Below are 25,037 nucleotides of genomic sequence, written 5' to 3' on the forward strand. Positions count from 1 at the left end.
ATGACTAAAACTGCTCAATCGGTATGGGAAAACTGTTTGTCCTTTATAAAAGACAATATTCAAGATCAAGCATATAAAACTTGGTTCGAACCAATCAAATCAGTTGAGCTAACCGACAACGCGTTATATATTCAAGTACCAAGTAAATTTTTCTACGAATGGTTAGAAGAACACTACGTAAAATTATTGAAAGTTGCGCTTACCAAAGAACTGGGAAAAAACGCAAAGTTACTCTATAAAATTAAAATGGAGAACACTTATGGAAATAAACAGCCTTTTACCGAGCAGCTGCCAAGTTCCAACAGAGTGCCAATGAAACCGCAAGAGGTTGACGCTCCGTTTAAAAACTTAAATCCTGAACTTAAAAATCCGTTTGTAATTCCGGGGATCAGAAATTTAAAAATTGAATCACAGTTAAATCCTAATTATAGTTTTGACAATTTCCTTGAAGGAGATTCTAACCGTTTAGCTCGTTCTGCAGGTATGGCAGTTGCCAACAAACCAGGAGGAACATCATTTAATCCGTTATTGATTTTTGGTGGAGTTGGATTAGGAAAAACACACTTAGCGCATGCTATAGGTGTAGAAGTAAAAGACAAATATCCTGAAAAGACGGTTTTATATATTTCTGCCGAGATTTTCACACAACAATATATTGATTCGGTTAAAAAGAACAATCGTAATGATTTCATTCACTTTTACCAATTAATCGATGTTTTGATCATTGACGACGTTCAGTTTTTATCTGGAAAATCAGGAACTCAGGACGTATTTTTCCACATTTTTAACTACTTGCACCAAAACGGAAAGCAGGTAATTTTGACTTCAGACAAAGCTCCTGTTGATATGCAGGATATCGAGCAACGTTTGTTATCTCGTTTTAAGTGGGGATTATCTGCTGAATTACACCAGCCAGATTACGAAACCAGAATTTCGATCTTAAAAAATATCTTATATCGTGATGGTGTTGAAATGCCGGAAGATATTATTGAATACGTTGCCCGTAACATTAAATCTAATGTTAGAGAACTTGAAGGTGCTATTATTTCGTTAATCGCTCAATCATCTTTCAACAAAAAAGAAGTTACAATTGAGTTAGCGAAAAGCGTTGTAGAGAAATTTGTTAAGAACGTTAAGAGAGAAATCTCTATCGACTATATTCAAAAAATTGTATCCGATTACTTTCAGTTGGACATTGAAACACTTCAATCTAAAACCAGAAAGAGGCACGTTGTACAAGCGAGACAGTTGGCTATGTTTTTTGCAAAGAAATTCACCAAAGCTTCTTTGGCAAACATTGGTTCACAAATTGGAGATCGCGATCACGCTACCGTATTACACGCTTGCAAAACCGTTGACAATTTAGTTTCTACAGACAAACAATTCAAGAAATTTGTCGAAGACATCAACAAAAAATTAACGCTATAAACGCGAATCATGCCAGTAAAAATTTTAATGGTTTGCTTGGGAAATATTTGCAGATCACCTTTAGCCGAAGGTATTTTAGCATCAAAATTACCTAAAAACTTTATTGTTGATTCTGCAGGAACCGGGTCATGGCACGTAGGTCATTCACCGGATAAACGTTCTATTGCCGTCGCCAAAAAAAATGGTTTATGCATTGACCAGCAAAAAGGCAGACAATTTAAAACCGCTGATTTTGACGAATTTGATTATATCTACGTTATGGATAGTTCAAATTACAGAGATGTCATTCAGCTAGCCAAAACTCCCGAACATAAAAACAAAGTACATCTTATTTTAAACGAATTATTTCCGGACGAAAATGTAGATGTTCCAGATCCTTATTACGGAGCCGTTAATGGTTTCGACAACGTTTATCAAATGCTAGACGAAGTTGCCGAAATAATTGCCACAAAACTTATCGAAAAACATTCATAATTTTAATGTATTTTAATTACTTAACTGCTAATTGAAGTACATTTTTCTTTTAATTCTAAATCATCAAAAATGAAACTTCTAGGAAAATTATATTTAATTCCAACCACAATGGGCGAAAGCGATCCGATGGATGTTTTGCCACAAACCGTAAAAAGAAGTATCGATTTTATAGATCATTATATTGTTGAAAACGAAAAAACAGCAAGAAAATCAATAAAAGCAGTTTCTCCTGAGAAAAAACAATCAGAGCTAATCCTTTTCACTCTTAATAAACGTACCGAACCAAGCGAGCATTTAGACTTTATCAAACCTTTATTAGAAGGAAAAAATGTAGGATTAATGAGCGAAGCAGGTTGCCCGGGCGTTGCTGATCCCGGTGCCGTAATTGTAAAATTAGCACACGAAAAAGGAATTCAGGTTATACCTCTTGTTGGCCCTTCTTCTATTTTATTGGCGATGATGGCATCCGGAATGAACGGACAAAGTTTTACCTTCAACGGATATTTACCAATTGATAAAGACGAAAAAAAATCGGCATTAAAACATTTTGAGAAATTGTCTCAGGATAAAAATCAATCTCAGATTTTTATAGAAACACCTTATAGAAACAACAAATTGGTTGAAGATATTTTGCAAATCGTAAATCCTTCGACTCACCTTTGTATTGCAACTGATATTACTTTACCAACAGAATTCATTAAAACCATGCGTGTTGCAGATTGGAAAAAATTAAAAGTTGATTTACATAACAGACCAACGATTTTTATTATTCATAAAATGTAAACTAACTTTAAGACCATCATAATGAAAAAGTTTCTAATTCTGATTTTAATTTGCTCTGTACAAAATATATTTTCTCAAGCTAAAACAAATAATAAAGCTAGTTCTATTGATGAAGATGAACGTCAATATAAAACACTTGCAGATTTCCCTCCTGTTCCAATTTATCCCGAAGACGAGAATCAAGTCTACAATACAGCAGGCATGGAAGTTAAACCTGTATTTCCGGGAGGCCTTGACCAACTATATAAATTTATTTCTGAAAATTATAAGAAACCAAAAGAAAATCCTGAATTAAAAGGAAAAGTGTTTGTTACATTTATAATCGAAAAAAACGGATCTTTAACCGACATAAAAATCCTTAGAGACTTAGGGTTTGGTACCGGAGCCGAAGCTATTCGTGTATTAAAATTTTCTCCTAAATGGATTCCTGGCAAACAAAACAATAAAGAAGTGAGAACTTTATATTCATTACCAATAACTATAAATTAATTTTTTAATTTATTTTCCTTTTGACTCACAAGTTTTCCCTAATCAAACTTTATCATGAGTAAACTTCCAAACGTAACTACCAGCATTTTCACAGTAATGTCTAAAATGGCAGCTGAACATAATGCAATAAATCTTTCACAAGGATTTCCGAACTTTCCTGTAGACGAAAGATTAACTGATATTATTGCGAGATTATCCAAAGAAAACGTACACCAATATACACCAATGGCAGGTTTTCCGCCTTTGATGAATCAAATTGCAAAACTGGTTCAGAGTTCGTATAACAGAACTATTATTCCCGAAACAGAAATTTTGGTTACGGCTGGTGCAACTCAAGGAATTTTCACTACGATTTTAGCTTTGGTAAAAACAGGCGACGAAGTTATTATTCTGGATCCAAGTTATGATTCTTATGAATCTCCCGTTTTATTGTGCAATGCAAAGCCCGTTCGCGTAGCATTAAACGATGATTATACTCCAAATTGGGAAACGATTGAAAAAGCATGCTCATCAAAAACCAGGATGATTATTATTAATAATCCGCATAATCCAACGGGGAAAATTTTAACGGAAGCTGATTTTCTTCAATTAGAAAAATTACTTTCTAAATTTCCTGACATTCTCGTTTTATCAGATGAAGTCTATGAATATATTACTTTCGAAGAAAAACATATTTCAGCTCATACCAAAGATTTCCTTTTAAACCGTTGCATAATGGTTTCTTCTTTCGGAAAATCATTTCATATTACAGGCTGGAAAATTGGCTATACCGTTGCTCCCGAATATTTGATGAAAGAAATTAAAAAAGTACATCAGTTTCTGGTTTTCAGCGTTAACAGTATTTCTCAAGCTGCCATAAGCGAATATTTAGATGTTGTAGATGTCAATCTTTTAGGGAAATTCTATCAGGAAAAACGAGATTATTTCCAAAAATTGCTTCAAAATAGCCGTTTTGAACTAAAACCTTGCGAAGGAACTTATTTTCAGGTTGCATCCTATGCTAATATTTCGAACGATGACGATGTTACTTTTTGCAAAAAACTAATCACCGATCATGGCGTTGCAGCTATCCCCATTTCTACTTTTTATTCAGATCATAAAGACCAAAAATTAATACGTTTTTGCTTCGCCAAAGATGATTTTACATTAGAATCTGCAGCAAAAAAATTATGTAATATATAAAGTTTATTAAAATTTTATAACATTATTATGCGTGCATCCTATTTATTTAATTAATATTGTAATAAAAAGAAAAATAATATGAGCTATACAGATAAAATGTTAAGAGATGACGCTTTAAAAGGTAAAGTCATAGTAGTAACAGGCGGCGGAAGCGGTTTAGGAAAAGCAATGACCAAATATTTCTTAGAATTAGGCGCTCAGGTAGCGATTACTTCAAGAGATTTAGACAAGCTAAAAAATACTGCCACAGAACTTGAAACCGAAACCGGAGGACAATGTTTGCCACTTCAATGTGATGTTCGCCATTACGAAGAAGTAGAAAATATGCTTCAGGAAGTTTTAAAAACTTTCGGAAAAGTAGATGTTCTTTTAAACAATGCTGCCGGAAATTTCATTTCTCCAACCGAACGTTTATCTGCAAATGCATTTGACACTGTTATAGATATCGTATTAAAAGGCTCTAAAAACTGTACACTGGCTTTTGGAAAACACTGGATCGACACCAAACAAACATCGGCTACCATATTAAATATCGTAACCACTTATGCCTGGACAGGATCAGCTTATGTAGTACCAAGTGCTACCGCAAAAGCAGGAGTTTTGGCCATGACTAGAAGTTTAGCGGTAGAATGGGCAAAATACGGAATTCGCTCTAATGCGATCGCTCCGGGACCATTCCCTACAAAAGGTGCCTGGGACAGATTATTACCGGGAGATCTTGCAGAAAAATTTGATATGGCGAAAAAAGTTCCGTTGAAACGCGTAGGCGATCATCAGGAATTGGCCAATTTAGCCGCTTATTTAGTATCTGATTTTTCAGCTTATGTAAACGGAGACGTTATCACAATAGACGGTGGCGAATGGCTAAAAGGCGCAGGACAATTTAATTTACTTGAAGCAATTCCGGAAGAACTTTGGGATCAGCTTGAAATGATGATAAAAGCAAAAAAGAATAAATAATTTTACGTGCTTACTAAATTCAGAATATTTTATTAAAACTATACTGATTGCACCAAATCCCGAAGGTTTTTACTTTCGGGATTTTTTTTATGTTTTTCGCTATATAAGTGATATAAGTTCAATGAAGTAATAAATTGTTTAAATATATGTTTGCTTAAATTTACTTATTTCACTTATATGGTTTAATTCGTTAATATATTTAAACAATTCACTTAAATTATTATTTTTGCCAAACAAAATATCAAACAAAAAATATATGCTCATTATTGGAATTGCAGGAGGAACAGGAAGTGGAAAAACAACAGTAGTACACCAAATTATGAACGAATTACCAGACACTGAAGTTGGCGTAATTTCTCAGGATTCCTACTATAAGGAAACCCATAATTTGTCGTTCGACGAAAGAGCATTAATCAATTTTGATCATCCTCGTGCGATCGATTTTGAATTATTGGTAAAACACCTAAAAGCCTTAAAAGAAGGCGAAACCATCGATCAGCCGGTATATTCATTCATACAACATAACAGAACCGACGATACTGTATCTACACATCCTCGTAAAGTAATGATTGTTGAAGGAATTTTAATCCTGACAAATCCTGAGCTTCGTGATCTTTTTGATGTTAAAGTTTTCGTTCATGCAGATTCTGACGAAAGATTAATTCGTCGTTTGAAACGTGATATTTCAGAACGCGGACGTGATATCGACGAGGTTTTAACCCGTTACCAAAACACTTTAAAACCTATGCACGAGCAATTTATCGAACCATCAAAAGCTTTTGCAGACATCATTATCCCTAACGATAAATACAATACGGTAGCTATCGATGTAGTTCGCGCTGTAATTAATCAACGAATTTCATAATTTTTATCGTAAATTTATTCCATAAAAATTAGGAGCTATTTCCCGCTATTCGTTTCAATCTTTTGTGCCGAACCCCGGCACAAAAGGATTTTCACTACTATCGGGGCTAGAACACCAATCGAATTTATAAGAAGTAATCAGTTAAAGAGAAAATGAAACTAAAAAATCCATATAAAGACAAGCGCTGGTTCAAATTAATGAGCAACAAATATGTCTGGGTTTTACTCTTTTTCGTAGTCTGGATGCTATTTTTAGACAATTACTCTTATTTTGACCATCGTTTTCTCGACGGCCAGATTAACGAATTACAAGACAATAAAAAATACTATCAGGACGAAATAAAAAAAGATCAGGAACAGATCAAACAACTTAAAAATCCTGAACAAATAGAAAAATATGCCCGCGAAAAGTATTTCATGAAAAAAGACAGCGAAGATATTTATATCATTCAATTTGAAGGAGATACTATTCAAGACACAAAAGAATAATCAGAAAAAGTACACAAACCCAATGGCTACTACCCTATTCGACGATTTTAATCCGATTTCATCCAAACAATGGAAACAAAAAATTCAGTTTGAATTAGACGGAGCTGATTATAACCAAACCGTAATCTGGAATTCTCCGGAAGACATTCAGGTAAAACCTTTTTATCATATCGATGAATTTTCTAAAGCTGCCTCGGTTAAAACCCAGGCATCTAATTTTAAAATTTGTCAGAACATCTTTGTATACGATATCGAAAAATCGATCCAAAGAGCCTTGAACACTATCGAGAGAGGTGCTGAAAGTTTGCGTTTTACCATCGAAAACGAAAAAATAGATATTCAAAAATTATTAGAAACTCTTCCTTTAGAAAACAGAACCGTTTACTTTAATTTGAATTTTATTTCAATCGATTTCGTAAAAATATTAGACACCATTTCAATTCAGAAAAAAGCTGTTTTTTATTGCAATATAGACCCAATTGGTCATTTTGCAAGAGAAGGAAACTGGTTTACAACATCTGATAAAAATAATTTCGAAACGATCGAAAAAATAGCAAAAGCAACGACCAATCTTTCCTTAATAAGTATCGATTCAGGCTTGTATCAAAATGCAGGCGCTAACCTTACCCAACAAATTGCGTATAGTTTAGCACACGCAAACGAATATTTAAATCGTTTACCGAGTATTACACAACCATTTGTTTTTCAAATATCAGTAGGAACCAATTATTTTTTTGAAATTGCAAAACTTCGCGCTTTGCGAATGCTTTTCAAATTAATTGCTTCAGAATACAATCCTGATCTAGAATGTCATTTTTTGGTTACGCCAACCAAACGTAATAAAACAATTTACGATTACAACGTAAATATGCTTCGCACAACCACCGAATGTATGTCGGCAATTTTGGGCGGCGCTGATGCTGTCGCCAATTTACCTTATGATTCTTTGTACCATAAAGACAATGAATTTGGTGACCGAATTGCCCGCAACCAATTATTAGTTCTAAAACACGAAAGTTACTTTGATAAAGTAAACAATCCAGCCGATGGAAGTTATTATATCGAAAGTTTAACCATGCAATTGGCAGAGAAAAGTTTGGCTTTATTCAAAGATATTGAAGCCAGTGGAGGTTTTCTTAAACTTTTGAACGACGGAACTATCAAAAAGAAAATTCAGGAAAGTGCCGCGAAAGAACAGGAATTATTCGATTCTAAAAAAGAAGTTTTATTAGGAACGAATAAATACCCTAACAAAGATGACAAAATGAAACATGATCTCGAATTGTTTCCTTTTGTAAAAATAAAACCAAGAAAAACATTAATTACACCCATAATCGAAAAAAGATTAGCCGAAAAGCTGGAACAAGAACGATTAGAACTTGAATAATCATTTTTCAAAGTAATTAATAAACTACTCAAAAGAGTATTTCTATGATAAGAAAAGACCTTAAACATATAAAGCTAGAAGTTAAAAGTGATAAGTCAGATGAACTTAAACAAAGCTCTGAACCTAAAACTGAGAACTTTTTTACTGCAGAAGGAATCGAGCTCAAAGAGACTTATTCTGAAAAAGATATCGAAGACTTAGAGTTTCTTGATTTTGGAGCAGGTTTTGCGCCTAATTTACGTGGACCTTACGCTACGATGTACGTAAGACGTCCGTGGACGATTCGCCAGTATGCGGGATTTTCTACCGCAGAAGAAAGCAACGCTTTTTACAGAAGAAATCTAGCTGCAGGACAAAAAGGACTTTCTATTGCTTTTGACTTACCTACGCATCGCGGTTACGACTCAGATCATGAAAGAGTAGTTGGAGATGTTGGTAAAGCGGGTGTTGCTATCGATTCTGTCGAAGACATGAAAGTTTTATTTGATCAGATTCCTTTAGACGAAATGTCAGTTTCGATGACGATGAATGGAGCTGTTCTGCCTATTATGGCCTTTTATATCGTTGCAGCTGAAGAACAAGGCGTAGCAATCGAGAAATTATCCGGAACGATCCAGAATGACATTCTAAAAGAATTCATGGTTCGTAATACTTATATCTATCCGCCAACGCCTTCGATGAAAATCATTGCAGATATTTTTGAATTTACCAGCAAGAAAATGCCCAAATTCAATTCGATCTCTATTTCAGGATATCACATGCAGGAAGCTGGAGCAACTGCCGATATTGAATTGGCTTACACACTTGCCGATGGTTTAGAATATATTCGAACCGGACTTTCTACGGGAATGACAATCGATGAGTTCGCTCCTCGACTTTCTTTCTTTTGGGCCATTGGTATGAATCACTTTATGGAGATTGCTAAAATGCGTGCAGGTCGAATGATCTGGGCAAAATTAGTACAGCAATTTAATCCTAAAAGTGATAAATCATTAGCCTTAAGAACGCATTGTCAAACCAGCGGATGGAGTTTAACAGAACAAGATCCTTTTAACAATGTAGCCAGAACTTGTATCGAAGCCACAGCGGCAGCTTTTGGAGGAACGCAATCTTTGCATACCAATGCTTTAGACGAAGCAATTGCATTACCAACAGACTTTTCGGCCAGGATTGCCCGTAATACACAGATTTTTTTACAGGAAGAAACTAAAATTACCAAAACCGTTGATCCTTGGGGAGGAAGTTATTATGTTGAAAGCCTGACAAATGAAATCCTGAAAAGTACCTGGAAACTTATTGAGGAAGTAGAAGAATTAGGCGGAATGACAAAAGCCATCGAAGCCGGAATTCCGAAATTAAGAATTGAAGAAGCAGCTGCCAGAAAGCAAGCAAGAATCGACAGTGGACAAGATATAATTGTAGGCGTAAATCAATATCGCTTAGAAAAAGAAGATCCTTTGCACATTTTGGATGTCGACAACCAAATGGTTCGTAAACAACAAGTAGAAAGACTTGAAGAAATAAAAGCAACAAGAAATACTGAAAAAGTAAATCAATCACTCGAAAAATTAATACTTTGCGCCAAAACCGGACAAGGAAACTTACTGGAAATTGCCATAGAAGCCGCTCGATACAGAGCAACATTAGGCGAAATTAGCGATGCTCTCGAAAGTGTTTTTGGCAGATTCAAAGCGCAAATTAAATCCTTTAGCGGTGTGTACAGTGCAGCAATAAAAAACGACGAAAATTTTGAAAAGGCAAAACAATTAGCAGATGCCTTTGCCAAACAAGAAGGAAGACGTCCCAGAATTATGATTGCCAAAATGGGACAGGACGGACATGATCGTGGCGCAAAAGTTGTCGCTACAGGTTATGCCGATGTAGGTTTTGATGTAGATATAGGTCCACTTTTTCAAACTCCTGCCGAAGCTGCCAAACAAGCGGTGGAAAATGACGTACACATTCTTGGCGTTTCATCATTGGCTGCTGGTCATAAAACCTTAGTACCTCAGGTTATCGAAGAACTAAAAAAACACGGACGTGAAGATATAATGGTTATTGTAGGCGGAGTAATTCCGGCGCAAGACTATCAATTTCTATTTGATGCCGGAGCTGTTGCCGTTTTTGGACCGGGAACTAAAATCAGCGAAGCGGCCATTAAAATCTTAGAAATCTTAATTGACTAAATAGCAAAAAAAATCCCGAATTAGTCGGGATTTTTTTTTGCTTATGCTTATTCTAAATTTGATCGTGTATTGTAGCATCGCTATCAGCTTCAATACGAGAAAGATCATAACCTCCAAAAGCTTTCATATAACTTTTTAATGAAGTACCGTAAGCATCTTTAAAATGCCTGTTTCCTCTATTTTTAAAAAAGTTTTTTACTGAACCAGCTCCTCCAAGGTGTGCGGCTGCTAAAATACCTGATTCGGTAATTGCAATACCATTGATAATCTTTCCTTCATACTTTTCGATTTCATTACGTAAAATCCATTTATTTTTGGATAGTAATGCAAGGAATGCTTTTTCTTGTAATGCAGGATCTTTTAAAAAGGCTTTGTCATTTTGGACACCAACAGCTCTTAAAGCTTTAGAACCAAATTGGTATTTACCCATATAACCTAACGAATTTACCAATCGGTATTTTCCTTGAGATTCTTTAAAGGCAACTGCCTCTTTAAAACTTATAAGGCGTTTTTCTGTAAATAGAACATTTACCTTTTTTACTTCAGGATAATCATCCTCTTCTTGCGATGGAAACAAGTACTCAGAGCCATCTGTTTTTTCTATTAGAAACCACGGTTTGGTTTCCATATTAAAGGGTTTAAAACCCAAACTTAAAAATGTAATAATAACGATCAAACTCGCATAAAAATACCACTTCTTTATCATAAATTGTTTTTCTTCAAATCGCTGTCACCCCATTGAAATTTCTACGGTGCAAAGATAAGAAATACAAAACAACCCTGTAAATCAAGGTTTTACAGGTTTCTCAAAATAGTAAGATCGACTCTAATCCCTTTATTGATGCAGATTAAGAGAAGAAAATCAATATTCAGATTTCGCTTTAAAACGACCAAATTATAATTCTAAAAAATGCAATTTTTATCAAATTTTTATCAAATTAGTTAAAATAGCAAGATTAAACTTACTGAATGTTTCAGATTTTTAAGCATAATTTATGTCGAATAAATTTGGTTCTTTCATTAAATTTATGTAAACTAAAATATAATTCTACGTAAATTTATTTTTTGGAAGACCATTAAATAGAAAAAATCAACCTCTATTTTTTTTAAAATTATAGTTTCAAAATTAGAAGTAAAAACTAGAAATTTTCAATTACTAAACTTTTTGATTTTTTTTATAAAAATCTATAATCTCAAACAAAAAAACACCTTACTATATAGAACAAAAAAACCGAAGCATTTAGCCTCGGTTTTCTTGTATTTTATACATTAAATAATAAAAAAACTATCTTGTCACGCCCTGACTAGCGATCCAATCTGAATATTTCTTAGCATTAATGGTATGTTGTTCGTATGTTGATGCAAATTCATGGTATCCGAAACGGTCTACGCTTGCACAAAAATAAATATAATCGTTTTTCTCCGGATTTAAAACCGCTTCTAAAGCTGTGATATCAGGCATGGCGATTGGCCCTGGAGGAAGTCCGATATTTACATAAGTATTATAAGGAGATTTCATAACCAAGTCATTATAAAAAACTCTTTTAATAACCTGATCAAAATTATTATCTCTAAGTTTTAAAGCATAAATAACCGTTGGATCTGCTTGTAAAGGCATTTCTAAACGTAAACGATTCAAATAAACACCTGCGATACGAGGTCTTTCGTCTTTTTTAACCGATTCTTTATGAACAATAGAAGCTAAAATTGTAGCCTGAACAGGCGTTAGACCTTGCTTTTTAGCTTTTTCGATTCTTTCCGCCGTCCAGAAATTGTGATATTCTTTGATCATTTTATCACGGAATTTCTCAGCAGAAGTGTTCCAATAAATTTCATAAGTATTTGGGATAAACATCGCAAAAACATTATCTTCATTAAAACCGTTTTCTTTCAAAAAGGCAGGATCTTTTATCGCTTTCATTAGTGATAAACTATCTGCTTCAATCTCTGCACCTACTCTTCCTGCAAAGTTCTCTAAACGTTCCTGATTGTTAAATGCTAATTTTACCGGAATATTGGCGCGCATTGCACGAACCAAATCGATATTATTCATATCTTTTTTAAGTAAAAAACGACCTGATTTTACATTTTCAGGATAGCTTCTTTTACTGGCAACCATTTCAAAATTGTCGAAATTTTTAATATGAGGCGCTAATATTTTTTTAACATCTGTATAATTTGCCCCGGTCGGAACATATACATAAAGTTCTTTTTCTTCGAATTTTGTGTTGGCGCTGAATATTTTATTAATTAAAATAAATCCGTAAACCATTAAAACTGAAATTACGGCTACAGCAATTATCGTGATGATTTTTTTTATACTCAAAGTCTTAAATTTAAATTTGTTTGTTAATTAATTGAAAAATTGCTTCGTCATGATAGTGGTTATTTAGCAAAATCCAATCTTTTTTAATTCCTATCTTCTCAAAGCCAAATTTAGTAAAAAGTGCTATACTTGCTACATTTCCTACAGCAATATTTGCATACAATTGATGCAAATTTAAATTATGAAAAGAGTACTTAATTAAAAGTTCTAAAGCCTCAGAACCAATATTTTGATTTCTGTTTTCACCTTTCTGGATAACAATTCCAACACCTGCCCTGTTATTTTTAGGATCAAATTCGAATAAATCAATCAAACCAATAGCCGGAAAATCGTGGTCCTGACAAATAGCCAAACGCAATTGTTTCGCCTCGTAAATATCCTGTTGTGCATTTTCAAGATACTGACGAACTAAAAATCGACTATAAGGTGTTTGTGTATTACTAACTTCCCAAATGCTTTCATCATTTTCCATCGCATAAACAAACTCTAAATCATTAGGTTCTAATGCGCGCAGATAAATATTTTCTCCTTTGAGTGTTATCATTAATTTTATTTCAGATTTGAGATTATGATTCTTGGAATTTGGAATTTGGAATTTGGAATTTGGAATTTTTATATCTCTATCGTTCCCTTAAAAACAAATTTTGCAGGTCCGGTCAGGAAAACATTGGTAAAATGATCTCCAAGTTTATCAAACGAAACGACTAATTTTCCACCTTCAACATTTAAGTTAATTGAAGTTTTATCTGTTTCACCAATAGCATTCATTGCAATTGCTACCGCTGTTGCGCCAGTTCCGCAAGCCAGAGTTTCATCTTCAACACCTCTTTCGTAAGTACGAAGCGAGAAAGTTCCGTCATCAACTTTTTTTACAAAATTGACATTGCTTCCTTTTTCTCCATATAATTCACCATAACGAATTGCAGCGCCATTTTCTTTTACATTATAATGTTCTAAATCATCCACAATCTGAACATGATGAGGAGAACCTGTATCTAAGAAAGTATAAGCATCTTTCTTTTGCACTTCATCAACATCGATCATTTGTAAAGAAATGATAGCGTCATCACCTACCGAAGCATGATGCAAACCATCTGTTGCGATAAAGGTAGCTTCGTCTTTAATAACACCTAACTGATTTGCAAATGCTACTAAACAACGTCCGCCGTTTCCGCACATTGAACTCTGATTTCCGTCAGAATTATAATAGACCATTCTAAAGTCAGTTTCAGTATCATTTTCAAGCAAGATCAGTCCATCCGCTCCTATTCCGAAACGTCTGTCGCACAAGCGTTCAATTAATTTAATATCTTCTTTTGGAAAGAAATTTGTACGGTTATCAATCATCACAAAATCGTTTCCTGTTCCTTGGTATTTATAAAATTCTATTTGCATTTTTTTTTCATTAATACTACAAAAGTACGAACAAATAATTAATGAAATGTTAATCAATGTTAAAGAGCGTTAAACCATTTTATTCGTTAATTTTTTGAATTATTTTTACGTAAAATTCCTTAAAACATAAATTATAATAACTTAAACATATAATATAACTATGAAAAGACTTTCAACCTTATTTTTGGTTTCGCTACTTAGTGGTGCAACTACGCTTGGTGCTTACAAGTTATTATTTGAAAGCAACAATTCTTTTTTTGGAAGACAAAATTCTGTTGTTACTCTTGCCCCTAATTCATTTGGAAAGAATGTTGCCCTGTCTGCCGAAACAGTTGATTTTACAGCTGCCGCAGATAAAACAATTCACACGGTTGTTCACGTAAAAAATGTGTCGCGCAGAACGGTCAGTAATCCTATGATGGAATTTTTCTACGGTTATGGCGGTCAGCAACAACAAGAACAAGTTGGTACCGGATCCGGTGTTATTATTTCTGAAGACGGATATATTGTAACCAACAATCACGTAATTAAAGATGCGACCGAAATCGAAATTACCTTAAACAATAAAAAATCATACAAGGCAAAATTAATTGGTACCGATTCTAAAATGGATATCGCTTTACTAAAAATTAATGCTGATGAAAAATTACCTTATACTGCTTTTGCAAATTCAGATTCTGTAAAAATTGGCGAATGGGTTTTGGCAGTAGGAAATCCGTATAATTTAACTTCGACTGTAACGGCCGGAATTGTTTCGGCAAAAGCCAGAAATCTGGACACAAACGGAATTCAATCTTTCATTCAGACTGATGCTGCTGTCAATCCGGGAAATAGTGGTGGTGCATTGGTAAATACCAGAGGAGAATTAATTGGTATTAACACCATGATTTCATCTATGACAGGTTCTTATGTTGGATATTCGTTTGCTGTTCCTTCTAATATCGCCAGAAAAATCATCGAAGATATTATGGAATTTGGAAATGTACAAAGAGGAATTTTGGGTGTTGAAGGCGGAGAATTGAATAGTACGGCGTCAAAAGAACTAGGTGTTACTGAAACTCAAGGTTTTTACATCAGTAAAGTTTCTAAAAATTCAGGAGCAGAAAAGGCTGGGCTTGGTAAAGGAGATATTATCGTAAAACTTGACGATCAAAATATTGCTACTTATGCTGATCTTTCAGGATATATCAATACCAAACGACCAAATGATGTTGTGAAAGTAACTTATATTAAAGAAGGAAAAACTAAAACAGTTCCGGTTACTTTAAGTAAAAATGAATTTTTTAGTACCGAAATTAAAGGTATTGAATTGGAAAATATTGATGCTGCCGATAAAAAGAAGTTCAGAATTGATTATGGTGTAAAAATCAGAACAATCAATAATGAAAATCTGAGACAATATCAAAACGAGTTACAAGGCAACATTATTCTTAGTATTGATAATGTAAAAGCAACAAATGTCGAGACGGTTTCTAAACTTTTAAACAGAAAAGATGAAGGACAAAGTGTTCGTCTTGAAATGATCAATAAAAACGGAGAAATCCTTAGAATTATTATTTAAAAAAAACTCCGTTTACAGTCTCGGTATTCAGTCAAAAAACTGCTAACTGAGACTGACACTGAAAACTCAAAAAAGCCATCTTAGAAATAAGGTGGCTTTTTTATTTTTCAAAAATAAATCACAAAATAGTTTACGAAATCGATTGAAATGGATACTTTTGCGCAAAATTTAAAAATATTCGTGTATTTATTTTTTCAATTTAATCAATTATGAGCAAAAAATCTTTGTACCAAAAAGAGGTATCATTACAAGTCGACCGAAGAAGAGCTGGTGTCGAATTAATAAAAATCATAAGCGATTTATGGTATGACAAATCCATCGAAATGGTTTTATTCAAAAATCAATTATTGGATAAAAATGTCAGCGATATTATCAATTTGCATCAATATGCTGGTGAATTTGTAGGTAAACCTATCACCATTTTTGATTCTGTTGAAATCGCAAAAGTAATTTTATCACTAGATCTTCCGCCTGCTAAATTAGATCTTGGAAAATTGACTTACGAATATCGTTTAGAAGATGAAAAATATCCTGATGCACGATATTTTGTTTACGATAAATTAAAGGAAGCTAAATCATCAGAAGAAATTCAGCCTAAAGATATTGTTTTGTACGGCTTTGGAAGAATCGGACGTTTATTAGCGAGAGAATTAATGTCGAAAACCGGAAAAGGGAACCAATTGCGTTTGAGAGCGATTGTAACCCGTGACAAAAATGATGCATCAACTTTAGAGAAACGAGCTTCTCTTTTACGTTATGATTCTATTCATGGAGACTTTCAGGGATCTGTAATTGCTGATCCAAAAAATAATGCACTAATCATCAACGGAACAACCGTACACATGATAACTGCAAATTCTCCGGAAGAAATTGATTATACACAATACGGAATTAATGATGCATTAGTCATCGACAATACGGGAGCTTTTACTACCGAAGAAGCTTTAAAAAGACATTTAACATCACCTGGAACTAGCAAAGTTTTGTTGACAGCGCCAGGAAAAGGAATTCCGAATATTGTTCACGGCGTAAATCATAATGAATACAATCCGGACGAAATTACTATTTTCTCGGCTGCTTCTTGCACTACAAATGCCATAACACCAATTTTAAAAGTTGTTGAAGATACTTTAGGAGTTGTAAAAGGACACTTAGAAACTATTCACGCTTATACCAACGATCAGAATCTGGTCGATAATATGCACAAAAAATACCGTCGCGGCAGAGCCGCGGCTCTAAATATGGTAATTACCGAAACTGGTGCCGGAAATGCAGTTGCCAAAGCATTACCTTCATTAGAAGGAAAATTAACCTCGAATGCTATTCGGGTTCCTGTTCCAAATGGCTCATTGGTAGTTTTAAATTTAGAAGTTAAAAAAGCGACTTCTATTGCTGCCATTAATAAAATCATGAAAAAATATGCTCTTGAAGGAGAATTGGTAGAGCAAATAAAATATTCATTAAATAATGAATTAGTATCATCTGATATTGTTGGCACATCTGCACCATCTATTTATGATAGTAATGCCACAATCGTATCTAAAGACGGAAAAAATATTGTACTCTACATTTGGTACGATAATGAATACGGCTATAGTCACCAAGTAATCAGATTAGCAAAGTATATTGCCAAAGTAAGACGTTTTACTTACTATTAATATAAAACCAAAACCAACCATTTTCTAAACCATCAAGTCCTGCTTGGTGGTTTTTCTTTTTTTAGATAGATAAATTTCAATTAAAATCGTATACCAATCTTCAGTTCAAACTTAAGTTTATATAGGCAAAACTGTGGTGCTTTTCACTTCAGAAATTACAAAAACAGTATTGATAAGAGATACTTCCGGCAATACAGATAATTTTTTCTGATGAAATTGATGATAGCTTTCCATATCAGGGATGATGATTTTTAGCATATAATCAAAATTTCCCGAAACATAATTGCACTCGACAACTTCAGGCAAATCCAGAATCGATTGATTAAATCCTTCAGATGTATCATACGTTTGCTTCGTTAAAGTCACCTGACAATAAACCGTAAGATTATTACCTAGTTTTTTCTTGTTTAAGATTGATACATATTTTTCAATAACTCCATCCTTTTCAAGACGCTTTACACGATCATGAACAGGCGTTAAAGACAAATTTATTTTGTTTGCAATGTCTTTTAGCGTGTAGTGCGCATTTTCCTGTAAGAGTCGTAAGATTTTTTTGTCAATTTCATCTAAAGCCATAACGAAAACGTTTTCTATAATTAATAAAAATAAGTCATTTTTTCTTTTTTGATAAGTGTAAAGGCTTTCAAATAGAATATTTTTCTGTAAAAGTATTAAATAAAATAATATTTTCTTATTTATAGGTGCTTAATCCATAATAAATTCTCTATCTGTAGTTTTGTAAAAGAATCTCAACAAAAACAAAAAAATCTAACAAAAATGATAATAGGTGTTCCAAAAGAAATAAAAAATAATGAAAACCGTGTGGCTTTAACTCCTGCTGGTGTTTCTGAAATGAAAAAACACGGACATGTAGTTTATGTTCAGGCAACTGCTGGTTTAGGAAGTGGTTTTAGCGACGAAGAATATACAACTGCAGGTGCTGTAGTTTTAGCAACTATCGAAGAAGTATATGCTATTGCTGAAATGATCATTAAAGTAAAAGAGCCAATTGCATCTGAGTATCCTTTAATCAAAAAAGATCAATTACTATTTACTTACTTTCACTTTGCTTCATCAGAACCATTAACTCACGCTATGCTTGAAAAAGGTGCTGTATGTTTAGCTTACGAAACAGTAGAAAAAGCAGATCGTAGTTTACCATTATTAGTACCAATGTCTGAAGTTGCGGGTCGTATGGCTATTCAACAAGGAGCTAAATATCTTGAAAAACCATTAAAAGGAAGAGGAATTCTTTTAGGCGGTGTTCCGGGTGTACCACCAGCTAAAGTTTTAGTTTTAGGTGGAGGAATCGTGGGAACTCAGGCTGCAAAAATGGCTGCTGGTTTAGGAGCTCAGGTAACTATTATGGATTTAAGTTTGCCACGTTTACGTCAATTAGATGATATCATGCCAGCAAACGTAAATACAGAAATGTCTAACCATTATAATATTACAAGAGCAATTAAAGATGCTGACTTAATTGTTGGAGCTGTTTTAATTCCAGGAGCAAAAGCACCTCACTTAATTACTCGTGATATGCTTAAATTAATGCGTCCGGGAACTGTAGTTGTTGATGTTGCTGTAGATCAGGGAGGTTGTATCGAAACTTGTACTCCTACAACACACGAAAATCCAACTTTTATTATTGATGATATTGTTCATTACTGTGTAGCGAATATGCCAGGAGCTGTTCCTTATACTTCTACATTAGCTTTAACGAACGCTACTTTACCTTATGCTGTACAATTAGCAAACAAAGGATGGGAAAAAGCTTGTAATGAAAACGAAGAATTGAAAAAAGGATTAAACATTGCTAACGGAAAAATTCTTTACAAAGGAGTTGCTGAAGCTTGGAATCTTCCTTTTAACGAAGAGTTAGTGTTAGCAAACGCATAGTGCTAACATTAAAATAAGTGCTTACTAAACACTATCCAAAAGACTTTTCTTAATTGAAAAGTCTTTTTTTTTAGACATAAAAAAACCTGTCATAAATTATGACAGGTTTTTATGTTATATCAGATGGATAAACTATTTTTTCTCATCTAAAACTTCTTGCAATACTTTTGCTTCAGTTCCATTTGGGAAAGTTACTTTTATCTTCTGAGCTATCGTTGGAGCAATTTCAGTAATTGCTTTTTTATCATAAGATTCACCCTTTTTTATATGCCAACCATAAAAAATAGCCGGTACATGTGTATCGTATGCATAAGGCGTTCCGTGCGATGTTCCTGTAGTAGAATATTCAATATCTCCCGGTTTGTCAATGATTACCAAATCACCGTTTTGAGTCACATCATATCCTTTTGCAACAAAATTTAAGTAATAGTCATTTCCGCCATTAGCTAATATTTCTTCTTCAGTATATACTTTCTTAACTTGCGGTTGTGCGATCAAAAAGTCTTTAAACGCTTGTTTTACTTTTAATAAATCTAACTTTTTGTCTTTAATAATTTGCTTATTAAAGAACACATTAAAATTAGAGTAGTTTAAAATCAAATCAACTCCAAATGTCTTAGTTGAGAAATCCTGTAAACTCTTTTTAACCTCTTTAGACGGATAATTATCTACATTATATTTTCTGTCTTTCAAATAAATTACATTTTCAGCACCTGCATGATCTGCAGTTAAGAAAAGTAAATAATTTCCTTTCCCAACGGTTTTATCTAAATAAGTCAAGAAGTCAGCGATGGTTTGATCAAGTCTCAAATAAGTATCTTGTAATTCCATAGAGCGTGGCCCTAATAAGTGACCAACGTAATCCGTAGAAGAAAAACTTACAGTTAAAAAGTCGGTAATATTATCTTTTCCTAACTCTTCTTTTTCAATAGCTTTTTTAGCAAATTCAGCCAATAGATCATTTCCAAAAGGAGTCGCTCTCAAGATTCCGGCATCGTTCTTTTCATACATTGACTTTAAATCGTAAGGAAAAACAGGAGCTGCACTTCCATATAATTTACCTTCATACGGATTATTATCCGGCAAACTTTCATTATAAGTCGCAACTGGTTTATACAAATCCCAACCTTTATTGATGTAAGGCATATAATGTTTCTCATTATTGAATTCAGAAACCCATTCAGGCAATTTTTCTCCGTAAAAAGTACTAGAAATAAAAGAGCCAGTTTTACTGTACCAAAAAGCCCAATTTGCAAAATGACCCGCTGGCAAAATAGCACCACGATCTTTAAGACTTATTCCAATAACTTTACCTTCAAAATTAGTAGCCATTCTTACTTCATCAGTAATTGTAGTACTTTGTAAATTCTTAGGAGACATTGCTCCTTCCGCAGCAGTACCATCACCAACAGTTTTTACACTTGCATCATCTGTACAGTACGTTTCTTTGCCAAGAGTTCTGCTAAACCACTCGTTACCTACAATTCCGTGTGTAGCAGGTGTAGTTCCGGTGTAAATTGAAGCATGTCCCGGAGCAGTATAAGTCGGCATATAATTATAATGCATATTTTGAAAAGTATATCCATTATTCATTAGTCGCTTAAATCCGTTTGGTGAAAAATCATCAGAAAACCGATATAAATATTCCATTTTCATCTGATCCACTACAATACCTACCACCAACTTAGGTCGCTGTTGAGCACTTAAATTTGAGATAACAAACAATGTCAACAATACAATACTTTTTTTCATACTTAAATTATAATATTTAATACAAAAATACAGATTCACATTTAGATAGGCTAACTCGCCCTAATTTAAAACCAGCAAACGATTATAATTTAACAAAAATTGTTACAGAAAATTACACCTAAAATAATTTAGGCGTTTCCCTCCGGGCCGGGCTGTACGCTAAATCTTTTGCGAGAGAGGTTGCAGGGTAAGGCTCCGCCAGAAGTTTAGTGTATCGCAAAAGGATACCGCTTCCATCCCTAACGCAGTCTCGTGTAGACAGAAGATTTGTTTATTAAATGAAATTCCAATTATAAGACTTGGTGATAAAATTCCAAATTCCAACTATTGAACAGATTCTTACCATATATTTTAGATTAAATCTCAATAGATAACCCTACAGCTTTGCGAACTTTATTAATTACAAGAGTAAACTCATTGCGTTCTTTGCGGTTAAATTTCAATGTAGATTCCTAGACAGCATTGCGAACTTTATAATTCATAAAAAGAATAAAAAAATCATTGCGCTCTTTGCGGTTAAATAATTCAAAAGTATTATAAAACAAAAAATCCCCATCAAATAAATGATGAGGATTCTTTAAAGAAAGGCGACGACATACTCTCCCACATAACTGCAGTACCATCTGCGCAGGCGGGCTTAACTACTCTGTTCGGGATGGGAAGAGGTGAGCCCCGCCGCAATAACCACCTTAAGGTCGTTGTTACTTGAGGTAACTTTTTTAATTAACAATTGATAATTTACAATTCATAATTAAAAACAATATCTTAACATACTGAGATAAAGAAAAGTACTTTTATTTACTATTTTAGAAAGTTTCTTCCTCCAAGTTGCCCTGGAGGAAAAGGGTGTACATAAGCTTACGGATTATTAGTACTACTCGACTATGACATTACTGCCTTTACATCTATAGCCTATCAACGTGGTCATCTTCCACGATCCTTAAAAGAAATCTCATCTTGTGGTGGGTTTCGCGCTTATATGCTTTCAGCGCTTATCCCTTCCAAACGTAGCTACTCTGCGGTGCCCCTGGCGGGACAACAGATACACTAGAGGTTTGTCCAATTCGGTCCTCTCGTACTAGAATCAGATCCACTCAAATTTCTAACGCCCACAGTAGATAGAGACCGAACTGTCTCACGACGTTCTGAACCCAGCTCGCGTGCCACTTTAATGGGCGAACAGCCCAACCCTTGGGACCTTCTCCAGCCCCAGGATGTGACGAGCCGACATCGAGGTGCCAAACCCCCCCGTCGATATGAGCTCTTGGGGGAGATCAGCCTGTTATCCCCGGCGTACCTTTTATCCTTTGAGCGATGGCCCTTCCATGCGGAACCACCGGATCACTATGCTCTACTTTCGTACCTGATCGACCTGTATGTCTCTCAGTCAAGCTCCCTTATGCCATTGCACTCTACGCACGGTTACCAAGCGTACTGAGGGAACCTTTAGAAGCCTCCGTTACTCTTTTGGAGGCGACCACCCCAGTCAAACTACCCACCAAGCAATGTCCCCCGCAAAACGGGGTTAGGCCTCAGATAAACAAAGGGTTGTATTTCAACAATGACTCCACAACGCCTGGCGACGCCACTTCACAGTCTCCAACCTATCCTACACATCATTTATCCAAGGTCAATACTAAGCTATAGTAAAGGTGCACAGGGTCTTTTCGTCCCACTGCGGGTAAACGGCATCTTCACCGTTACTACAATTTCACCGAGCTCATGGCTGAGACAGTGTCCAGATCGTTACACCATTCGTGCAGGTCGGAACTTACCCGACAAGGAATTTCGCTACCTTAGGACCGTTATAGTTACGGCCGCCGTTTACTGGGGCTTCAATTCAATGCTTCTCCGAAGATAACATCTCCTCTTAACCTTCCAGCACCGGGCAGGTGTCAGGCCCTATACTTCATCTTACGATTTTGCAGAGCCCTGTGTTTTTGATAAACAGTCGCCTGGACCTCTTCACTGCGGCCCTGATTGCTCAGGGCGACCTTTCTCCCGAAGTTACAGGTCTATTTTGCCTAATTCCTTAGCCATGAATCTCTCGAGCACCTTAGGATTCTCTCCTCAACTACCTGTGTCGGTTTACGGTACTGGTACTAATTACCTGAAGTTTAGAGGTTTTTCTTGGAAGCCCTTAGGCGCACTATCTCTTTGTCCGAAGACTCCGAGTACTATCGTATTTCCCCAAGACGCGTGGATTTGCCTGCGCATCTTATAGGTAGGTACTTCAACGAACTATTCCGTCAGTTCGCGGCGCTTTCATCACTCCGTCACCCCATCACAGTAATTAGTAGTACGGGAATATTAACCCGTTAGCCATCGACTGTCCCTTTCGGGTTCGCCTTAGGACCAGACTAACCCACAGCTGATTAGCATAGCTGTGGAAACCTTAGTTTTTCGGTGTGCGGGTTTCTCGCCCGCATTATCGTTACTTATGCCTACATTTTCTTTTCTAACCAGTCCAGCATACCTTACGATACACCTTCAACCCTGTTAGAATGCTCCCCTACCACTTACAGTAAACTGCAAATCCATAGCTTCGGTAATATACTTATGCCCGATTATTATCCATGCTCGTCCGCTCGACTAGTGAGCTGTTACGCACTCTTTAAATGAATGGCTGCTTCCAAGCCAACATCCTAGCTGTCTGGGCAGACAAACCTCGTTCTTTCAACTTAGTATATATTTGGGGACCTTAGCTGATGGTCTGGGTTCTTTCCCTCTCGGACTTGGACCTTAGCACCCAAGCCCTCACTGCTGTGAAACATTATATAGCATTCGGAGTTTGTCAGGAATTGGTAGGCGGTGAAGCCCCCGCATCCAATCAGTAGCTCTACCTCTATATAACTTTATGCACAGCGCTGCACCTAAATGCATTTCGGGGAGTACGAGCTATTTCCGAGTTTGATTGGCCTTTCACCCCTACCCACAGGTCATCCGAAGACTTTTCAACGTCAACCGGTTCGGACCTCCACTGTGTGTTACCACAGCTTCATCCTGCCCATGGGTAGATCACACGGTTTCGCGTCTAACACTACTGACTAAAGCGCCCTATTCAGACTCGCTTTCGCTACGGATCCGTGGCTTAACCACTTAACCTTGCCAGCAACGTTAACTCGTAGGCTCATTATGCAAAAGGCACGCCGTCACCCCACGAAAGGGCTCCGACCGCTTGTAAGCGTATGGTTTCAGGATCTATTTCACTCCGTTATTCACGGTTCTTTTCACCTTTCCCTCACGGTACTGGTTCACTATCGGTCTCTCAGGAGTATTTAGCCTTAGCGGATGGTCCCGCCAAATTCAGACAGGGTTTCACGTGCCCCGCCCTACTCAGGATACCACTATCTATTATACTCGTTACCCATACGGGGCTATCACCCTCTATGGCGTCACTTTCCAGTAACTTCCGGTTCCTTGTACATAAAATGTCGTGGTCCTACAACCCCAACATTGCCGTAACAACATTGGTTTGGGCTAATCCGCGTTCGCTCGCCACTACTTACGGAATCACTTTTGTTTTCTTCTCCTCCGCCTACTTAGATGTTTCAGTTCAGCGGGTTTGCCCACCTATCGGTGTACTATGTCTTCAACATAGTGGGTTGCCCCATTCAGGTATCTACGGATCAATCGGTGTGTGCCCGTCCCCGTAGCTTTTCGCAGCTTATCACGCCTTTCATCGCCTCTGAGAGCCAAGGCATCCCCCATACGCCCTTATTTTGCTTATTGTACCAATCATAAATTAATATGACCGTTTTTTTTTGTTTTTTATTATTCGTATTACTACGATAACAAAAAACGCTTTCTACTTTTTATTATTTTCTTATCTCAATATGTCAATGAACTTTTGTCCTTTCGGACCAGTGGAGAATAACGGAGTCGAACCGTTGACCTCCTGCGTGCAAGGCAGGCGCTCTAGCCAGCTGAGCTAATCCCCCATTTTTCAATCTTAGATTGTAGAATTCAGATTTTAGATTTCTTGAATTCTTCTCTAATTTCTTTTGGTGAATTCCAACTTCCAGAATTTCCTTTTTCTAAGCTTTTCAGTCTTCTTTAGTTTGTTTGTTTTTTTTTATTATAACTTATAATTCATAATTTATAATTCAAAACTCTAAAAAAGTAGTCCCGGGCAGACTCGAACTGCCGACCCCTACATTATCAGTGTAGTACTCTAACCAGCTGAGCTACGAGACTCTGTTTTACT

The 25,037-nt window shown here is 35.6% G+C and carries 19 protein-coding genes, 2 tRNA genes and 2 rRNA genes; 13 read left to right on the forward strand and 10 right to left on the reverse strand.

Features of this window, described 5'->3' with window-relative positions; all coding sequences use genetic code 11:
- From dnaA to scpA, 10 genes are all read left to right on the forward strand, one after another.
- Positions 1-1,428, forward strand: coding sequence for a chromosomal replication initiator protein DnaA (gene dnaA, locus L0669_RS00005; protein WP_065451227.1), 1,428 nt, complete (start codon positions 1-3; stop codon positions 1,426-1,428).
- A 9-nt stretch (positions 1,429-1,437) separates the two neighbouring features.
- The gene (locus L0669_RS00010; RefSeq protein WP_173971690.1) at positions 1,438-1,902 is read left to right on the forward strand and encodes a low molecular weight protein-tyrosine-phosphatase; all 465 of its coding nucleotides are present in this window, start codon (positions 1,438-1,440) and stop codon (positions 1,900-1,902) included.
- 69 nt (positions 1,903-1,971) lie between these two features.
- A complete protein-coding gene (locus L0669_RS00015; RefSeq protein WP_263760394.1) occupies positions 1,972-2,685 on the forward strand; it encodes an SAM-dependent methyltransferase in 714 nt (237 codons plus the stop codon).
- Between the two features lie 21 nt (positions 2,686-2,706).
- Positions 2,707-3,174 (forward strand): energy transducer TonB, encoded by a 468-nt coding sequence (locus L0669_RS00020; protein ID WP_263760396.1) that lies wholly within the window; start codon positions 2,707-2,709, stop codon positions 3,172-3,174.
- Positions 3,175-3,228: 54 nt separating this feature from the next.
- Entirely contained in the window at positions 3,229-4,356 is a 1,128-nt protein-coding gene (locus L0669_RS00025) for a methionine aminotransferase (protein ID WP_263760398.1), read from the forward strand.
- A 78-nt stretch (positions 4,357-4,434) separates the two neighbouring features.
- Positions 4,435-5,316: an SDR family oxidoreductase gene (locus L0669_RS00030; RefSeq protein WP_173971687.1), complete on the forward strand. Its 882-nt coding sequence runs from the start codon at positions 4,435-4,437 to the stop codon at positions 5,314-5,316.
- Between the two features lie 256 nt (positions 5,317-5,572).
- Positions 5,573-6,181 carry a uridine kinase gene (gene udk / locus L0669_RS00035; protein ID WP_065451221.1) on the forward strand — a complete coding sequence of 203 codons (609 nt, stop codon included), beginning with the start codon at positions 5,573-5,575 and terminating at the stop codon, positions 6,179-6,181.
- A 152-nt stretch (positions 6,182-6,333) separates the two neighbouring features.
- Positions 6,334-6,669, forward strand: a complete 336-nt coding sequence (locus tag L0669_RS00040) for an FtsB family cell division protein (protein ID WP_055095440.1) — start codon at positions 6,334-6,336, stop codon at positions 6,667-6,669.
- A gap of 22 nt (positions 6,670-6,691) precedes the next feature.
- Positions 6,692-8,056 (forward strand): methylmalonyl-CoA mutase subunit beta, encoded by a 1,365-nt coding sequence (locus L0669_RS00045; RefSeq protein WP_173971686.1) that lies wholly within the window; start codon positions 6,692-6,694, stop codon positions 8,054-8,056.
- Between the two features lie 44 nt (positions 8,057-8,100).
- A complete protein-coding gene (gene scpA / locus L0669_RS00050; protein WP_263760400.1) occupies positions 8,101-10,242 on the forward strand; it encodes a methylmalonyl-CoA mutase in 2,142 nt (713 codons plus the stop codon).
- A 52-nt stretch (positions 10,243-10,294) separates the two neighbouring features.
- Here the strand turns inward: scpA and L0669_RS00055 are convergent, their stop codons facing one another.
- The 4 genes from L0669_RS00055 to dapF all read right to left on the reverse strand — a co-directional run bounded on the left by L0669_RS00055 (position 10,295) and on the right by dapF (position 13,963).
- Positions 10,295-10,948 carry a peptidoglycan-binding protein LysM gene (locus tag L0669_RS00055; protein ID WP_173971684.1) on the reverse strand — a complete coding sequence of 218 codons (654 nt, stop codon included), beginning with the start codon at positions 10,946-10,948 and terminating at the stop codon, positions 10,295-10,297.
- A 579-nt stretch (positions 10,949-11,527) separates the two neighbouring features.
- Positions 11,528-12,568, reverse strand: coding sequence for an endolytic transglycosylase MltG (mltG, locus tag L0669_RS00060; protein WP_263760402.1), 1,041 nt, complete (start codon positions 12,566-12,568; stop codon positions 11,528-11,530).
- A gap of 10 nt (positions 12,569-12,578) precedes the next feature.
- Entirely contained in the window at positions 12,579-13,112 is a 534-nt protein-coding gene (locus L0669_RS00065) for a GNAT family N-acetyltransferase (protein ID WP_263760404.1), read from the reverse strand.
- Positions 13,113-13,180: 68 nt separating this feature from the next.
- Positions 13,181-13,963 carry a diaminopimelate epimerase gene (gene dapF, locus L0669_RS00070; protein ID WP_263760406.1) on the reverse strand — a complete coding sequence of 261 codons (783 nt, stop codon included), beginning with the start codon at positions 13,961-13,963 and terminating at the stop codon, positions 13,181-13,183.
- A 160-nt stretch (positions 13,964-14,123) separates the two neighbouring features.
- Here dapF and L0669_RS00075 point away from each other — a divergent pair, with 160 nt between their 5' ends.
- On the forward strand, positions 14,124-15,524 hold the full coding sequence (locus L0669_RS00075; RefSeq protein WP_173972811.1) for a trypsin-like peptidase domain-containing protein: 1,401 nt from the start codon (positions 14,124-14,126) through the stop codon (positions 15,522-15,524).
- Between the two features lie 209 nt (positions 15,525-15,733).
- Positions 15,734-17,182 carry a glyceraldehyde-3-phosphate dehydrogenase gene (locus L0669_RS00080; protein ID WP_263760408.1) on the forward strand — a complete coding sequence of 483 codons (1,449 nt, stop codon included), beginning with the start codon at positions 15,734-15,736 and terminating at the stop codon, positions 17,180-17,182.
- 117 nt (positions 17,183-17,299) lie between these two features.
- Here the strand turns inward: L0669_RS00080 and L0669_RS00085 are convergent, their stop codons facing one another.
- Positions 17,300-17,758: an Lrp/AsnC family transcriptional regulator gene (locus L0669_RS00085; protein WP_173972809.1), complete on the reverse strand. Its 459-nt coding sequence runs from the start codon at positions 17,756-17,758 to the stop codon at positions 17,300-17,302.
- 201 nt (positions 17,759-17,959) lie between these two features.
- Here L0669_RS00085 and ald point away from each other — a divergent pair, with 201 nt between their 5' ends.
- A complete protein-coding gene (gene ald / locus L0669_RS00090) occupies positions 17,960-19,078 on the forward strand; it encodes an alanine dehydrogenase (RefSeq protein ID WP_173972808.1) in 1,119 nt (372 codons plus the stop codon).
- A gap of 132 nt (positions 19,079-19,210) precedes the next feature.
- Here ald and pafA read toward each other — a convergent pair whose 3' ends face one another.
- The 5 genes from pafA to L0669_RS00115 all read right to left on the reverse strand — a co-directional run bounded on the left by pafA (position 19,211) and on the right by L0669_RS00115 (position 25,027).
- On the reverse strand, positions 19,211-20,830 hold the full coding sequence (gene pafA / locus L0669_RS00095) for an alkaline phosphatase PafA (protein WP_263760410.1): 1,620 nt from the start codon (positions 20,828-20,830) through the stop codon (positions 19,211-19,213).
- A gap of 582 nt (positions 20,831-21,412) precedes the next feature.
- Positions 21,413-21,522: ribosomal RNA gene (gene rrf / locus L0669_RS00100) — 5S ribosomal RNA — on the reverse strand.
- Between the two features lie 156 nt (positions 21,523-21,678).
- Positions 21,679-24,562: ribosomal RNA gene (locus L0669_RS00105) — 23S ribosomal RNA — on the reverse strand.
- 135 nt (positions 24,563-24,697) lie between these two features.
- Positions 24,698-24,771 (reverse strand) — tRNA-Ala (locus L0669_RS00110).
- 182 nt (positions 24,772-24,953) lie between these two features.
- Positions 24,954-25,027 (reverse strand) — tRNA-Ile (locus tag L0669_RS00115).
- Between the last annotated feature and the right edge of the window lie 10 nt (positions 25,028-25,037).

It is taken from the genome of Flavobacterium bizetiae (genome assembly GCF_024271895.1).
GTDB classification, from domain to species: Bacteria; Bacteroidota; Bacteroidia; order Flavobacteriales; family Flavobacteriaceae; genus Flavobacterium; species Flavobacterium bizetiae.